The organism is Nocardiopsis metallicus (assembly GCF_014201115.1).
In the GTDB taxonomy this organism is placed as follows: Bacteria; Actinomycetota; Actinomycetes; order Streptosporangiales; family Streptosporangiaceae; genus Nocardiopsis; species Nocardiopsis metallicus.
In genome coordinates, this window is record NZ_JACHDO010000001.1 from 342,617 (window position 1) to 357,167 (window position 14,551).

General features: G+C 71.2%; 13 protein-coding genes. 8 read left to right on the top strand and 5 right to left on the bottom strand.

From position 1 onward, the window contains the following. Positions 1–16: 16 nt before the first annotated feature. Both HNR07_RS01430 and HNR07_RS01435 read left to right on the top strand, forming a co-directional pair. Positions 17–865 (top strand): hypothetical protein, encoded by an 849-nt coding sequence (locus tag HNR07_RS01430; protein WP_184360902.1) that lies wholly within the window; start codon positions 17–19, stop codon positions 863–865. Positions 866–1,132: 267 nt separating this feature from the next. Then, positions 1,133–2,239, top strand: a complete 1,107-nt coding sequence (locus tag HNR07_RS01435; protein WP_184360905.1) for a serine hydrolase domain-containing protein — start codon at positions 1,133–1,135, stop codon at positions 2,237–2,239. A gap of 103 nt (positions 2,240–2,342) precedes the next feature. Here HNR07_RS01435 and HNR07_RS01440 read toward each other — a convergent pair whose 3' ends face one another. The 3 genes from HNR07_RS01440 to HNR07_RS01450 form a co-directional block, all read right to left on the bottom strand. After that, positions 2,343–3,743 (bottom strand): dihydrolipoamide acetyltransferase family protein, encoded by a 1,401-nt coding sequence (locus tag HNR07_RS01440; RefSeq protein WP_184360908.1) that lies wholly within the window; start codon positions 3,741–3,743, stop codon positions 2,343–2,345. Further along, positions 3,740–4,723: an alpha-ketoacid dehydrogenase subunit beta gene (locus tag HNR07_RS01445; RefSeq protein ID WP_184371225.1), complete on the bottom strand. Its 984-nt coding sequence runs from the start codon at positions 4,721–4,723 to the stop codon at positions 3,740–3,742. The genes HNR07_RS01440 and HNR07_RS01445 overlap by 4 nt, the downstream gene beginning before the upstream one ends. Before the next feature lie 68 nt (positions 4,724–4,791). Next, positions 4,792–5,889: a thiamine pyrophosphate-dependent enzyme gene (locus HNR07_RS01450; RefSeq protein ID WP_184360911.1), complete on the bottom strand. Its 1,098-nt coding sequence runs from the start codon at positions 5,887–5,889 to the stop codon at positions 4,792–4,794. A gap of 133 nt (positions 5,890–6,022) precedes the next feature. Here HNR07_RS01450 and HNR07_RS01455 point away from each other — a divergent pair, with 133 nt between their 5' ends. The 3 genes from HNR07_RS01455 (at position 6,023) to HNR07_RS01465 (ending at position 7,769) form a co-directional block, all read left to right on the top strand. Continuing rightward, positions 6,023–6,463: an Lrp/AsnC family transcriptional regulator gene (locus HNR07_RS01455; RefSeq protein ID WP_017579683.1), complete on the top strand. Its 441-nt coding sequence runs from the start codon at positions 6,023–6,025 to the stop codon at positions 6,461–6,463. Between the two features lie 71 nt (positions 6,464–6,534). Further along, complete coding sequence (locus tag HNR07_RS01460; protein WP_184360914.1) at positions 6,535–7,335, top strand: PhzF family phenazine biosynthesis protein; 801 nt, start codon at positions 6,535–6,537, stop codon at positions 7,333–7,335. 11 nt (positions 7,336–7,346) lie between these two features. Beyond that, complete coding sequence (locus HNR07_RS01465) at positions 7,347–7,769, top strand: hypothetical protein (RefSeq protein WP_184360917.1); 423 nt, start codon at positions 7,347–7,349, stop codon at positions 7,767–7,769. 282 nt (positions 7,770–8,051) lie between these two features. Here the strand turns inward: HNR07_RS01465 and HNR07_RS01470 are convergent, their stop codons facing one another. Both HNR07_RS01470 and HNR07_RS01475 read right to left on the bottom strand, forming a co-directional pair. Continuing rightward, positions 8,052–8,540: a hypothetical protein gene (locus tag HNR07_RS01470; protein WP_184360920.1), complete on the bottom strand. Its 489-nt coding sequence runs from the start codon at positions 8,538–8,540 to the stop codon at positions 8,052–8,054. Positions 8,541–8,964: 424 nt separating this feature from the next. After that, positions 8,965–10,206 (bottom strand): glycosyltransferase, encoded by a 1,242-nt coding sequence (locus HNR07_RS01475; protein WP_184360923.1) that lies wholly within the window; start codon positions 10,204–10,206, stop codon positions 8,965–8,967. Positions 10,207–10,440: 234 nt separating this feature from the next. On the opposite strand from HNR07_RS01475, the gene HNR07_RS01480 reads away from it, so the two are divergent. The 3 genes from HNR07_RS01480 to HNR07_RS01490 all read left to right on the top strand — a co-directional run bounded on the left by HNR07_RS01480 (position 10,441) and on the right by HNR07_RS01490 (position 14,501). Further along, entirely contained in the window at positions 10,441–12,204 is a 1,764-nt protein-coding gene (locus HNR07_RS01480) for an ABC-ATPase domain-containing protein (RefSeq protein ID WP_184360926.1), read from the top strand. Between the two features lie 237 nt (positions 12,205–12,441). After that, positions 12,442–13,365 (top strand): proteasome assembly chaperone family protein, encoded by a 924-nt coding sequence (locus tag HNR07_RS01485; RefSeq protein WP_184360929.1) that lies wholly within the window; start codon positions 12,442–12,444, stop codon positions 13,363–13,365. Further along, complete coding sequence (locus tag HNR07_RS01490; RefSeq protein ID WP_184360934.1) at positions 13,362–14,501, top strand: quinone-dependent dihydroorotate dehydrogenase; 1,140 nt, start codon at positions 13,362–13,364, stop codon at positions 14,499–14,501. The genes HNR07_RS01485 and HNR07_RS01490 overlap by 4 nt, the downstream gene beginning before the upstream one ends. The last annotated feature ends 50 nt before the right edge of the window (positions 14,502–14,551 follow it).

The window sequence follows — 14,551 nt, forward strand, 5'->3', positions numbered from 1 at the left end:
ACCTGGCCAATACTTCATGAGCAACGAAACTCCCATTCAGTACGGCGAAATGACCGCGACCTACTTCTGGGACGACGGTTCCGGCATCAACGGCGACACCGGGCTGCCCGCCAGCGGTGAACCCATGCAGAAGGGGCTCTTCTCCAGCCCCAGCTGGCCGCTGGGCACCGAGGGGTTCATCGTCCACGAGGGCGAGGAGTACGAGTTCTTCATCGGCGACCGCGGTCCCGGTGTCCCCTCCCACGACTGCGACGTCCTTCTCGACATCGACGGCAAGACCTTCGCCGACATGATGGGCGAGACCTTCGACGACCAGACCCTCGTGGTCAGCGGCGGCAACGGCCACGCCGAGGTCGAGTACTTCATCACCAAGTGGGGCGACGGTCACGGGGACGAGGGCACGCCCTACCCGTTCCAGCAGCCCGAGAACAAGTGTGAGAACGCCGTCTCCGAGATCCCCGCGGAGTACCTGCCGCAGGAGGAAGAGGAGGCCGAGGAGGAAGAGGTCGCCGAGGACGCCTCCGAAGAGGCCGCCGAGGACGCCGAGGAGCAGCAGGACGAGGCTCCCGCCGCCGAGGGGCAGGACGACTCCGACACCGGTGTCACCGCCGAGACCGCGACCAACGACCTGTCCGGCTTCGGCCTGACGGGCGCCGAGGGCACCCCCTCCGCCGCCGGTCTGCTCACCCTGGCGATCATCCCCGCGATCCTGATCGCGCTGTTCTTCGCCTGGACCCGCCGCCCCGCCGGTGCCCACGCCGGTGCCCACGCCGGTGCCGACGACGACAGCGGCAAGGGCCTGATGGCCCAGAGCGACGGCCGCCACGGCATCGCCTCGTTCCTCGACAAGCTGCGCGGCAAGTAACCCCGACAGCACCGAGAACCACCCCCGGGCCCACCTCGGGTCATCCGTGACCTCGGGAGTCCGACATGCCAGGTGTTCCTCCTGGCGGGGGGAAGTACAGAGACTCCCGGAGGGCACGGACCCCGGAGAGTGGGTAAGGCCAGGGGCCGCGATCGACGATCGCGGCCCCTGTGCTGTGTGCGCACGCTTGTCCCACCCTTGCGTCATATACCCCCAGGGGGTATTGTTCAACCCTCTTGGAACCACGAGCAGGCCGAAGGGCACGCGATGCGGGTAGACGGGTACGCACAGGACGGATATGAGGGGGTGCGCCGGGTCTTCCAGGACCTGGTGGCCCAAGGGCGCGAGACCGGGGCAGGGCTCTCGGTGTGGCGGGACGGCCGGGAGGTGGTGCGGCTGGGCGGCGGATGGGCCGACGGCGAGTGTCTGCGGCCCTGGACCCACGACACCCTGGTCCAGCCCTACTCGCTCTCCAAACCGTTCGCCGCGCTCGCCGCCCTGGTCGCGGTCCGAGAGGGAGCCCTCGACCTGGACGAACCCCTCGCACGCCGCTGGAAGGGGTACGGCGCCCGGGGCAAGGAACACATCACCCTCCGCCACGTCCTCACCCACCGGGCGGGCCAGCCGAGATTCCCCGAATCCGCCGCGGGACTGGGTGCCCTGGACGACGCCGGGCTCCGGAACAGCCTGGCCGCGGCCGAACCCGAGTACGCCCCCGGCACCCGGACGGGCGAACACGCACTCACCCACGGCCACCTGATCGACGGTGTCCTGCGCGCGGCGACCGGCAGCACCCTGGGCGAGGTCTTCAACGGGGTGGTCCGGCCGACGCTGGGCCTGGACGCCTGGTTCGGAGTGCCGGACTCGGAGCTGTCCCGCGTCGCCGACCTCGAGTACGCCCACCCCGAATGGGCCCGACGGCAACCCGCAGCACCCTGGCTGGCCGTGCCCCAGGGACCCCTGGACACGGGGACGGTCAACTCCCGGGCCTGGCGGCAGTCGGTGTTCGGTGGGGTCAACCTGTACACCAGCGCCACCGCCGTCGCCGGGTTCCTGTCCCGGATCACTGACCGGGAGGGGCCGCTGCGCGCACTTGTGGGCCCCGAACTGCACGAGGAGTACCTGGCAGCCCAGGCCACCGGATTCGACGAGGTCTTCGGTACGGAGCTGACCTGGACCCTGGGGTTCCTGCGCGATGACACCAAGATCGCCAAGGGCGGTATCGGCGGTTCGGCTGCCTGGTGGTCCCTACGCCACGGCCACTCCTGCGCCTACCTCACGAGGCGGTTGGACGACCATTCGAGGGTCGCGGAGATCGCGGCGGTGCTGGGAGACGACCTGTCGGTGATGCCGATGCGCGCTGCCCGGCCTTGACTCCTCGGCGCCGAGCGCGGTCGGGGCGCCGTGGCGCGGGCGGGCCCCCTTCGCCTGGGAGGCACCGGTGCGCACCGCCCGGCGGTGGACTCGCGGGCGGGGGTCAGAGATCGCCGAGCAGTAGTTGGGGCCGTTCCACGCAGTCGGCGACCCAGCGCAGGAAGCCGCCCGCGACGGCACCGTCGCAGACCCGGTGGTCGAAGGTCAGGGTGAGTTCGGTGACCGCACGGGGCACCACGTCGTCGCCGACCACCCACGGGCGGCGCAGGATTCGGCCCACCCCCAGGATGGCCGCCTCCGGGTGGTTGATGATCGCCGCCGAGCCGTCCACCCCGAAAACCCCGTAGTTGTTCACCGTGAACGTCCCGCCGCCCAGGTCGGCGGGGGCCAGCCCACCGGAACGAGCGGCCTCGGCGCGCTCGCCCAGCCGGGCGGAGAGGTCTCGTGTGGTGAGTGTGTGGGCGTCGCGGACCACCGGGACCACCAGGCCGCCCGGGGTCTGCGCGGCGAACCCCAGGTGCACGGCGTCGTGGCGGACGATCTCCTGACGTGCGGGGTCGAAGTGCGCGTTCAGTTCCGGGAATCTGGCCAGGCCCAGCAGAGCGAACCGCGCCACCAGCCCCAGTACCCCCACAGGGCGGTCCGGCGCGGCCTCGTTGAGCTCCCCGCGCAGCTCCAGCATCCCGGTGGCGTCGGCGTCCACCCACACGGTCGCCTCGGGGATCTCCCGGCGGGACCGGGCCAGGCGCTCGGCCATCACCCGGTGCGCTCCGCGCAACGGGATGCGGTGGGTTCCGGGCGCGTCGGCGGGCTCCGGCGCGGCCGAGGCCCGAAGCGAGGCCTCGACGTCGCCGCGCAGGATCAGTCCGCCCGCACCGCTGCCGCGCAGCGCGGTGACATCGATTCCGTTCTCCCTGGCCAACCGCCGGACCAGAGGAGAGATCACCCTGGTCACCGAGGAGGCCGGGGGAGTGGTGGAGGTTGTGGGCGGGCCGCCGGTCGCCGTTGACTCGGCTGGCCCGCCCGCCCCGTGGACACGGCGGCGCGAGGGCCGCGTGCCCTGTCCCGTGCCGTAACCCACCAGGACAGCGCCCGACCCCGCGCCTTTGTCGGCGGCGCCGTTGCCGCCCGCGGGGTCGGAACCGTCCCGTGTGTTCGGCACGGTGGTCTGTGTCGTTCCGCCTGTGCTGCTGTTGGTTGTACCGCTTGGTCCGGCGGCGGTTCGAGTGTCAACGGTGATCAGAGGTGCGCCGACCGGGACCACATCGCCCACCGCCCCGTGGAGTTCGGTGACGGTCCCACCGTAGGGGGAGGGGACCTCCACCGTCGCCTTCGCGGTCTCCACTTCGGCCACCGGTTGATCGACGGAGATACGATCCCCTGCCGTGACCAGCCAGGACACGATCTCCGCATCGGTCAGCCCCTCACCCAGATCAGGGAGGGCGAAGGTGGCGGTCCGGTGTTCTCCGGCTTGGCGCTCCTCGTCCCGGCGCTCTTCTGTCACTGGCGCCCCTCCACCCACTCGGACTCCCACTGGAGGCGGTCCACCGCGGCCAGGATCCGGTCCACCCCGGGCAGGTGGTGCTCCTCCAGCTTCGGCGGCGGATACGGGATGTCCAGCCCGCCGACCCGCAGTACCGGGGCCTCCAGGTAGTGGAAGCACTGCTCGGTCAGGCGCGCGGCCACCTCGGCGCCGTAACCGCCGAAGACCGAGGCCTCGTGCACCACCACCGCGCGTCCGGTCCGGCGGACCGAGGCGGCCACCGTGGCGTCGTCGAACGGCGCCAGTTGGCGCAGGTCCACGACCTCGATCTCCCGCCCCTCCGAAGCGGCCTGCTCAGCGGTCTCCAGAGCGGTCTCCACCATCGGACCGTAGGCGATGAGGGTCACGTCCCTGCCCGGTCGGCGCACCACGGAGCGTTCCATCGGCTCCGTACGCACCGGCAGGTTCACCGCCTGCCGGGACCAGTACCGCCGCTTGGGTTCCAGGAACACCACCGGGTCGTCGCCGGCGATCGCCTCGCGCAGCATGGAGTAGGCGTCCGCGGGGGTGCCGGGCGTGACCACGCGCAGCCCCGGGGTGTGCGTGTAGTAGGCCTCGGAGGAGTCGCTGTGGTGTTCTACCCCGCCGATTCCACCGCCGTAGGGGACCCGGATCACCACCGGCAGGGTGACGGCGCCCCGGGTGCGGTTGCGCATCTTGGCCAGGTGCGAGACGACCTGCTCGAAGGCGGGGTAGGCGAAGGCGTCGAACTGCATCTCCACCACGGGCCGCAGCCCGTACATGGCCATGCCGATGGCGGTGCCCACGATCCCGGACTCCGCCAGCGGTGAGTCGAAGCACCGTTCCTCGCCGAAAGCCGAGGCCAGACCGTCCGTGACCCGGAAGACCCCGCCCAGCGGGCCGACGTCCTCCCCGTAGACCACCACGTCGGGGTCCTCGGCGACGGCGTCGTGCAGGGCGCGGTTGAGCGCCTCGCCCATGGTGACCCCGGCCGTCTCGGCGGCGCCGGGGCCGGAGGCGGTGGGTTCGCAGGTGCGTGTGCGCGCCATCAGACCCCCTTCAACTCCTCCGCCAGCCCCCGCCGTTGCTGTTCCAGCGCCGGGGGGACGGCGGCGTACACGTCGGTGAACAGGGAGTCCGGGTCGAGCACGTCCTCCCCTGCCATGCGTTCGCGGACCGCGGCGGCGACCTTCTCGCCGTCACGCTCGTAGATCTCCAGCAGGCCGTCGTCCACCACCTGCTCGTTGCGCAGCAGCGCCTCCATGCGCGCCAGCGGGTCGCGTTCGGCCCAGTACTCCACCTCGGCGGCGTCCCGGTAGCGCTGCGGGGCGTCCGAGTTCGTGTGCGGGTCGATGCGGTAGGTGAGCGCCTCGACGATCGCGGGGCCGCCGCCGTCGCGGGCCTCGGCCAGGGCGTGTCTAACCACCGCGTGCACCGCGGCGGCGTCGTTGCCGTCCACGTTGTAACCGCGCATGCCGTAACCGACGGCCTTGTGCGCGAGGGTGGGCGCGGCGCTCTGCCGGTGTACCGGGACGCTGATCGCCCAGTGGTTGTTCTGGATGAGGAAGACCACCGGGGTGTTCCACACGGCGGCGAAGTTGTACGCCTCGTGCGCGTCGCCCTCGCTGGTGGCGCCGTCGCCCATGAGCACCAGGGCGGCCACGTCGCGGCCCTTGCGGCGGGCGGCGTAGGTCAGGCCCACCGCGTGCGAGGCGTTCGTGGCCAACGGCGTGCACTGGGGAGCGCAGCGGTACCGGTGCGGGTTGTAACCCGAGTGCCAGTCGCCGCGGAAGAGCGTGAGCGTCTCCACCGGGTCCACGCCGTGCGTGACCATGGCGACGCTGTCGCGGTAACTGGGGAAGAGCCAGTCTCGTTCCGACAGCGCCAGCACCCCGCCGACCTGGGAGGCCTCCTGCCCCATGGAGGAGGGGTAGACCGCGAGGCGCCCCTGCCGGGCGAGGGTGCTGGCCTGCTGGTTGAAGCGTCGTCCGATGACCATGGCCCGGTGGAGCTCGGCGAGGACGGCCGGGTCGGGAGCGGTGAACGAGGAGTGTTCGTGACGTCGGCCGTGCCGGTCCACCAATCGCACCGGTTCCTGGGATGGGAGAGGAGGAACCGGACGAGATCGCTCATCGGTGTACTTCATGTCTTGAATATGAGCTGAATCACCCCATATTGTCGATGGGTCCACGCCGATGCTGGACGAACTGCTCGGTAGGGCGTCCTCAATCGCAAATCATCTAACTCGTCCACCACGCGGACGGTATGAGGTAAGACACATGGCCGTGCAGCTGGACGACACCGACCGTCGGATCATCGCCCTCCTGCGCGACGACGGCCGCATGTCGATCCGTGCCGTCGCCGAACGCGCGCACATCTCCCGGGCCAACGCCTACTCCCGTCTCGAACGCCTGCGCGACGAGGGCGTGATCAGGGGTTTCACCGCCGTCATCGACCCCGAGAAGTACGGCACCGCGCTTTCGGCCTACGTCTCCGTGCGGATCGAACAGCACTCCTGGGAGAGGTTCCGCGGGTACCTGCGCGACATCCCCGAGGTCGACCACGCGGCCCTGGTCTCCGGCGACGTGGACCTGCTGCTCCTGGTCCGGGTGGCCGACGCCGCGGCCCTGCGCACCTTCGTCCTGGAGCGGCTCCAGCGCCTGCCCGAGGTGAAGAGCACGCAGACCATGTTCATCCTGGACGAGCCACACCTGCAGTAGGGGTGGCAATAGGGGCCACTTCGCCCAAGACTGGCCCTTGGTCACCCCAGTCCACTTGGCAGAATGGACCCATGCCCGAGTACCGCGTCGTCGACGCCTTCACCGCCGAGCCCCTGTCCGGCAACCCCGCCGCCGTCCTCGTTCTGGACGAGACCTACCCCGACGCCTGGGCACAGGGGGTCGCCGCGGAGTTCAACCTCTCCGAGACCGCCTTCGCCCGCCGGATCGAGGGCCCCGACGCCGACTTCGAACTGCGTTGGTTCACCCCGAGGGTCGAGGTGGACCTGTGCGGGCACGCCACCCTGGCCACCGCGCACGCCCTCACCGAGCTCGGGGTCCAGGGGCCGATCCGCTTCAGCACCCGCAGCGGAACCCTCACCGTGGAGCGCAGGGACGGCAGGCTCTGGATGGACTTCCCGGCCCGCCCCGCCAGCGAGGCCGAGGAACCCGAGGGGCTGGCCGAGGCCCTCGGCGCACGTCCCCTGTGGGTCGGCCGCGGCGGTACGAACGATCTGCTCGTCGAGCTCGCGGACGAGGCCGCCGTCCGGTCCCTCGACCCCGATCAGGCCGGACTGGCCCGGATCCCGGCTCGCGGCGTCATCGTCACCGCGCGTGGAGACAAGGGGCCAGAGGGCGGCCCCGACATCGTCTCCCGGTTCTTCGCGCCCAACGTCGGTGTCCCCGAGGACCCGGTGACGGGCAGCGCGCACACCGTCATCGCCCCGTTCTGGGCCGAGCGACTGGGCCGCACCGGCTTCCTCGCCCACCAGGCCTCCCAGCGCGGCGGTGACCTGTACCTCCAGCTGACCGGCGACCGCGTCCTCATCGGCGGGGACGCTGTTACCGTCGCCACCGGAAACCTGAACCTCTAGAAGGGACCCCCATGGAGCAGTGGGCCACGAGGGAAGAGATCGGCGCCGCCCGCGAGCGGCTGGAATCAGGGCACACCGACTATCGGCGCCCGGCGGCCTACGCGGTGGGGGTGTGCCGCGACGGTGAGACGGTCTTCGGGCTGACCAACGTCGGTACGAGCCCTCTGCCCGCCATCGTTCTGGCGATCGAGTGCGGCCACACCTGCGGCACGGCCACCTACGAACTCACCCCGGCCCGCCTCGCCTCGGCCATGGACGCCCTCGCGCCCGCCGAGGCCTGCGCGGAGCTCCAGCACCCCAACCTCGTCGAGTGGAAGCGGATCGCCGCGGAGCTCCGGGAGAGGGGAGGCCGACCGGTGGCCGTGTTCGTCGGGAACCTGTCCGACAGCCCCGTGGACGAACACGACCGGGCGTTCCGGGCGGCTATCGCCTGATTCGGATCACTCGCGCGCAAGCGTGTTCCCTCGGTTTCTCGGTTTTCCCCGTACGGCCCGCCCCGGTCCGGTAAGAATGGTTCCACGACACCCCCCACCCCCTCCGAGGAGGTGTCGGGACACGGCCTGACCGGGGCGCCCCTTGTTTCCGGACGGGCCGAGTCCGCCCCGCCGGTCGGCGCAGGCCCCCCTCCTGGCTGACCGCAGGCCTCTGGCGGCCGGGCCGCGAACCCCGTACCCGGCTCGGCCCCAGAGGCTCGGGTGTACGGGGCGCGGGTGCTCTCAGGGAATCCCCACGCCCGGGTTCCGCAGCATCAGTGAAAACAGCGCCTCGATCTCGGTAACGCTCATCCGGTTGACGCGGTCCTTCGTCGCCTGCGCCTGACCGGTGCTCGGCAGATCGCCGGACAACAGCTCCGGAAGGAAGAGCCGCCGGGCCAGCACTTCCCTTTCTGAGATCCCCTGCGGGCGGCGCACCACCGAGACGCTCACCCGAACCGCGTGCTCGTTCCCCGGCCTGGCGCCCGGCCGGTCCGTCTCCACCGCCGCATACCTGAACCCGTTCGCCAGGTCGCAGGCACCGCATCCCACCGGTCCGCGACTCAGCGGCCCACCGCACTCCGAACACACCAACCGATCCAGCGCCGCGTCCACGATCCGCCAGTCGTGGCGGTCCGGCTCCTCGACGACCAACTCGGCCACCTCGGGCTCGTCCGCTAGTCCCTGCTGTGCGAGGAACGCGCCCCACTCCGCTTCCAGGATCGCGTCCACCAGCGCCCGGCACCGCGCACAGTCCGGCGCCCCGCTGTACTCGGGCCCCGGGCACCCCGAACAGGCCCGCAAAGGGGCGCCAACACTCGGACGCAACGGCCTCACCTCCGAACCCCCATTCAAGCTCCCCGGCACGGCCCGCCTCCACCCGTTTTCCGAGCCCCGACAACCCGGCGCAGGACACCCGCCTCCGAGCCAGGGCAGTCCCAAGGCAGGCACCGCCCCGCATGACGCGGCTGGTCAAGCGTGCCACCGGAACAGCGGCAGCGAAGGTGCCGGGCTCCCTCCCCCGGGCTCCGCGTTTTGTGTGCTTTTGCCACGTTTCCCGCCGCTCGGCGCAGGGGTGAGGAACCTGGCGTCCCCGCTGCCGCTTGTCCGCCGACCGGCAGTATTCGGGACGCTTGGTCGGAGTTGTGGCACGGGGTCAGGAGGGGGCGATCAGGGTGTGGATGTGGTCGGCGGCGTTCCTTGCTCCGTCGATGCCGGAGAGGCGTTTTCGCAGGTCCACAGCGCGGGTGCGGAGCAGGGGATCGTGGAGAAGGGTCTCCAGGGCGCGGCGGAGGCGCTCCCCCCGGGCCTGCTGTGGGGAGAGCCCCACCGCGTTGCCGAATTCGGCGCAGTCGGCGACGTTCCAGCGCTGCTCCAGTTGGAGGCCGATGCCGAGGAAGGGCTTGCCTGAGGCCACGGCGGTCTGGACGGTGCCCTCGCCGCCGTGGATGACGGAGGCGTCGATGAGGTCGCCGAGTTTGTGCGCGGGCAGAAGGTCGAACACGTGCACGTGGGGGCCCAGCTGATCCCCGGGCTCCAGATAACGGGCGACCGGGGCGATCACGGTGACGGGCAGCCGGGAGAGTTCGTGCAGCACGCGCAGGACGATCTCCCGGTTGGCGGAGCTGCCCATCGCGCAGTAGACCACCTGTCGGTCCGCCTTCCTGGCCTTCTTGACCAGGCGGAACACCGTGGCCGGAATCTCCTGGTCCAGGCGGGCGTAGACCGGCCCCACCCAGCGGTAGTTCGGCGGGAGCCGATAGGGCCGCAGATAACCGGAGATCGAGGCGACCAGGTTGAGGTCGCCGTCCAGGGCCTCGACGGTCCGACGGGGCAGCACCACCCCGTACTCGCGGGCGACCCTGGCGAAGCCGCGCGGTTTGAACGTGGTGTACCGGGCGGCCTCGCGCAACAGCAGCGCCGCCCCGGCGTTGACCACTCCGCTCAAGCAGCCGGCCCTCTTGAACAGCGGGATGGAACGCGCCTGGCGCAGGTGCGGCCATGAGTAGGCGAACGGTTTCACGTAGACCAGCGGAACCCCGCTGACCCGAGCGCTGATGAGTTGGCTGAGCGTGGTGCCGATGACGGTCGCCGCCGGGCGCAGCAGGGTATTGAGTTCGAGCTCGCTCTCCACCCGGGCCCGCACGAGCTCCTCGGTGAACGGGTGGCTCACGCTCCGCCCCTGGTCGAAGCGGATCAGCTGATCGGCCTGGGCGTCGGTGAGCTCCGGAAAGAGCGGGTGGTACTCGAACCCCGCCTCCTCGACCAGTCCGGCGTACCGCTCCGAATACCCGGCGAACACGCACTCGTGTCGGTTCCTCAGTTGCCGGGCGACCTCGATCGCGCGCGTCGTCTCGGCGAGGTTGAACGTCTCCGGGGCGAACAGGATCGTACTCATGGGCGGACTCCTCTGTAGAGGGGGCTCTTCGCAACGTAGTGCCCCGGGGAGCCCCCGAGTGAAGAGCCGCACCGGTGTCACCCGGACCCCGGCCACGGCAGAGCGGCTCCACCGAATCCACGTACCCGGTGCTGAACTGGGGAGACACACTTGTCCACAGGGTCGGAGCGGGGATCGCGCAGAAGTCCTAACCTGGCTGGGCAGTCAGTTTTGCAGCGACACCAGGGGGAACCGATGACGGGACAGCGGGGGAACGGTGGCCAGGGGCGCCGTTACGGCGGCGGTGGCGGCCGGGGCGGTGGCGGCGGCCGCAAGCCCGAACCCGAACCCATCCGAGGGGTGCGCGACGAGGCGCGCCTGTCCGAGGAGCTCCTGAAGATGCACGGCGCCTCCTACGGGCGCTACAAGACGCTCAAGGGCGACTGGGACTTCGGTGACTTCACCCTCACCGTGGAGCGGGTCCAGGCCGACCCCTTCGCCCCGCCCTCGCGCATCCGCCTCTTCCGGCCGGACGCCGGAATCCCGGTCGGCGCCTACGCGGATCCCGTCCGCCGTCGGGCCACCGCCGACTACCTCGGCCGGCGCGCCCGCAGGCTGCTCAAGGGGTCCCTGCTCAAGGTCGACACCGGAGGCCAGGAGGTCATCGCCCGGTCCTCCTGCCAGGTCACCGAGACCGGCGCCCTCGACCTGCGGATCGGGGTGGACCTGCCCGGGCACGGGCGCCGGATCGACGGCCGCACCGCCGAGCGCGAGCTCTGCCGTACCGTGCCCGAACTGATCGACGATCTCGACTGGGACGAGATCGACCAGAAGGAGGCGGAGGCCTTCGCCGACAGCGTGGCCGACACCGTCGCCCTGCGCACGGAGCTGGCCGACCGGGACCTGGTCGCCTTCGTGGCGGACGGCGCGGTTCTGCCCCGGCGCAGCGGGGTGAGCGACGAACCCATGCGGGGCGAGGGCGTGGTGGCCTTCACCTCCCCCGAGAGCTTGCGGGTCAGCATCGAGCTCCCGCACCGGGGCACGGTCACCGGTATGGGAGTGCCCGAGGGCATCACCCTCATCGTGGGCGGCGGCTTCCACGGCAAGTCCACCCTGCTGCACGCCCTGGAGCGGGGCGTGTACGACCACGTACCCGGCGACGGCCGCGAGCTCGTGGTGACCCGGGCGGACGCGGTCAAGATCCGCGCCGAGGAGGGACGCCGAGCCGAGCGCGTGGACGTCAGCCCCTTCGTGCGCAACCTCCCCACCGGAGCCGATACCCGAGACTTCAGCACCGAGAACGCCTCCGGTTCCACCTCGCAGGCGGCCAACATCTGCGAGGCCGTGGAGGTGGGGGCACGCACCCTGCTGGTGGACGAGGACTCCACCGCCACCAACCTGATGATCCGCGACGAGCGCATGCAGGCCCTGGTCCACGGCGACCGGGAGCCGTTGGTGCCGTTCGTGGACCTGGTCCGCCCCCTGCACCGCGAGCACCGGATCTCCACGATCCTGGTCATGGGCGGCAGCGGCGACTACTTCGACGTCGCCGACCAGGTGATCATGATGGACGCCTACCACCCGCACGACGTCACCGAGCGCGCCCGATCCCTGGCCCGGGACCGCGAGGACGCCGAGTTCAGCCTGCCCAGGGCCCGGGTGGTCGACCCGCGCTCGGTGGACGACAGCGTCCGCGGGCGGAGCAAGCTCAAGCGCCGCGACATGGACGTGCTGACCTTCGGGGAGAGCGACATCGACGTGCGGTCGGTGGAGCAGTTCGTGGACCCCGGGCAGATCACCGGGGCCGGGCTGGCCCTGCGCGCCCTGGTCCGGGGACGCCATCTGGACGGCGCGCGGACCCTGGCCGAGGCCTTGGACTCCCTGGAAGAGGAGCTGGCCAAGCAGGGTGTGGCCCTGCTCGGCGACGACTTCGGCGGGGACTACGCCCTGCCCCGCAGGCACGAGATCGCCGCCACCCTCAACCGCCTGCGCTCCCTCAGGGTTGCAGGCCAGCGCTGAGTACAGGTCCCGGCGCTGACCGCCCCCGGCCCCCGGCGCTGACCGCCCCCGGCCCCCGGTGGTGTGGCCGTCGTCACCCCGGGGGGGTTGGGGTCCGGTCCCACCCGTTCCGGGTCGGTATTGTGGAAAAGCAGGGCACAGCGACCCCGCTGAGGGGCATATCGGGCCTTTCCGGCAGTCCGGAGCGGGTGTGTCGCGCCCCCTGCGACCCCGACCAGTTTTGGAGACGAGAACCCGGTGCGTGACCCCGCAGATCTGTACGAACTCCACCCAGGCTTCGACGACGTCGCCGGACTGGTGATGCTCGTCTGTCTGGACGGCTTCGTCGACGCCGGAAACGCCGGCCGCCAGATGGCTGAGACGCTGTTCGAACGGTTCACCGCCGAGGAGATCGCGACCTTCGACACCGATCGCCTGGTGGACTACCGCGACCGTCGGCCACCGATGACCTTCGTCGAGAACACCTGGACCGAGTACACCCCGCCCAAGCTGGCCCTGTACCGGATGCACGACGACGAGGGCAGTCCCTTCCTCCTCCTGCACGGCCCGGAGCCGGACCGCGAGTGGGAGGCCTTCGTCGCGGCCGTCACGAGCCTGGTCGAGCGCTTCTCCGTCTCGCTGTCCATCAGCGCCAACGGCATCCCCATGGCGGTCCCGCACACCCGGCCGGTCACGGTCACTCCGCACTCCACCCGGCCCGAACTGGTGGAAGGGCACACCCCGTGGATCGGCCGGGTCGAGGTGCCCGGGAGCGCGGTCTCGCTGCTGGAGTTCCGCCTGGGCGAGAGCGGTCACGACTTCCTCGGCTACGCCATCCACGTGCCCAGCTACCTGGGCCAGTCCACCTACCCGCGGGCGGCCATCGCCGCCGTGGAGTACGTGGCCGGGGCTACCGGCCTGGCAGTGGCCACGGAGGAGATGGAGGAGGTCGCCGCCGCCACGGACGTGGAGATCGCCGAGCAGGTCGCGGCCTCCGAGGAGATCCAGCGCGTGGTCGCCAACCTGGAACGTCAGTACGACGACATCATGTCCTCGCGCTCGGAGGAGGGCGGCGGCCCCGCCCCGCTGTCCGACGACGCCGCGGGTCTGCCCACCGCCGACGAGCTCGGCGCGGAACTCGAACGCTTTCTCGCCGAACGCGAGGGAGACGGAAACGGATGACCGTGTTCTACCAAGTCCTCTTCAGCTCGGTCCTGCGCCACATGGACGCGGAGAAGGTCCACAAGCTCAGCTTCGCCGCCCTGCGCGGCGTGACCGCCGTGCCCGGTGTGGCCGAGACCATGGAGCGGGTCCTGGGACCGAATGAGCCCGAGCTCACCGTGCGGGCCCTGGGCCGAGAGTTCCCCGGCCCGCTGGGCATGGCCGCCGGTTTCGACAAGAACGCCGAGAGCCCGCGTGGTCTGGCCGCCCTGGGCTTCGGCTACGTGGAGGTGGGTACCGTCACCGCCCACCCCCAGCCCGGAAACCCCAAACCGCGCCTGTTCCGGCTGGTCGCCGACCGCGCCATCGTCAACCGGATGGGCTTCAACAACGAGGGTTCGGCGCTGGTCGCCGAACGCCTGCACCACCAGCGCAAGGGCCCCGTGGTGGGGATCAACATCGGCAAGACCAAGGTGACCCCCGAGGCCGAGGCGCCCGCCGACTACGCGCTCAGCGCCCTGCGGCTGGCACCCTACGCCGACTACATGGTCATCAACGTCAGCTCGCCCAACACCCCGGGTCTTCGCAACCTCCAGGGCGTGGAGCAGCTGCTGCCGCTGGTCACCGCGGTCCGCGAGTCCCTCGCCGAGGCGGGCCGCCCCGAGCTGCCGCTGCTGGTGAAGATCGCCCCGGACCTGGCCGACGAGGACGTGGACGCCGTCGCCGACCTCGCGCTGGCCGAGGGCCTGGACGGGATCATCGCCACCAACACCACGATCTCCCGCGCCGGGCTGGACACCCCCGAGGCCGAGGTGGAGGAGGCCGGGGCAGGCGGCCTGTCGGGCGCCCCGCTCAAGGAGCGTTCGCTGGATGTCCTGCGCCGCCTGCGGGCCAAGGTGGGCGACCGGGTGACCCTGGTCGCGGTCGGCGGGATCGAGACCCCCGAGGACGCCTGGGCCCGGATCCGCGCCGGCGCCACCCTGGTCCAGGGTTACACCGGACTGATCTACGGCGGTCCGCTGTGGCCGCGCCGGATCCACCGCGGCCTGGCCGGGCTGGTGCGCGCCGCCGGTTACCGGTCGATCCAGGAGGCCGTGGGCTCCGACGCCCCGGCCCCGGCGCTGAAGGTGGTCCAGGAGCCCTCCGAGGCCAGCTGACCCACCCGGGAACAGGAAGGCGGCCGGTGGGGACAGTTCCCACCGGCCGC

Coding starts and splice junctions, on each gene's coding strand:
- HNR07_RS01430 (WP_184360902.1), top strand. CDS start 17: ATGAGCAACGAAACTCCCATTCAGTACGGCGAAATGACCGCGACCTAC.
- HNR07_RS01435 (WP_184360905.1), top strand. CDS start 1,133: ATGCGGGTAGACGGGTACGCACAGGACGGATATGAGGGGGTGCGCCGG.
- HNR07_RS01445 (WP_184371225.1), bottom strand. CDS start 4,723: ATGGGCGAGGCGCTCAACCGCGCCCTGCACGACGCCGTCGCCGAGGAC.
- HNR07_RS01450 (WP_184360911.1), bottom strand. CDS start 5,889: ATGAAGTACACCGATGAGCGATCTCGTCCGGTTCCTCCTCTCCCATCC.
- HNR07_RS01455 (WP_017579683.1), top strand. CDS start 6,023: ATGGCCGTGCAGCTGGACGACACCGACCGTCGGATCATCGCCCTCCTG.
- HNR07_RS01460 (WP_184360914.1), top strand. CDS start 6,535: ATGCCCGAGTACCGCGTCGTCGACGCCTTCACCGCCGAGCCCCTGTCC.
- HNR07_RS01465 (WP_184360917.1), top strand. CDS start 7,347: ATGGAGCAGTGGGCCACGAGGGAAGAGATCGGCGCCGCCCGCGAGCGG.
- HNR07_RS01475 (WP_184360923.1), bottom strand. CDS start 10,206: ATGAGTACGATCCTGTTCGCCCCGGAGACGTTCAACCTCGCCGAGACG.
- HNR07_RS01480 (WP_184360926.1), top strand. CDS start 10,441: ATGACGGGACAGCGGGGGAACGGTGGCCAGGGGCGCCGTTACGGCGGC.
- HNR07_RS01490 (WP_184360934.1), top strand. CDS start 13,362: ATGACCGTGTTCTACCAAGTCCTCTTCAGCTCGGTCCTGCGCCACATG.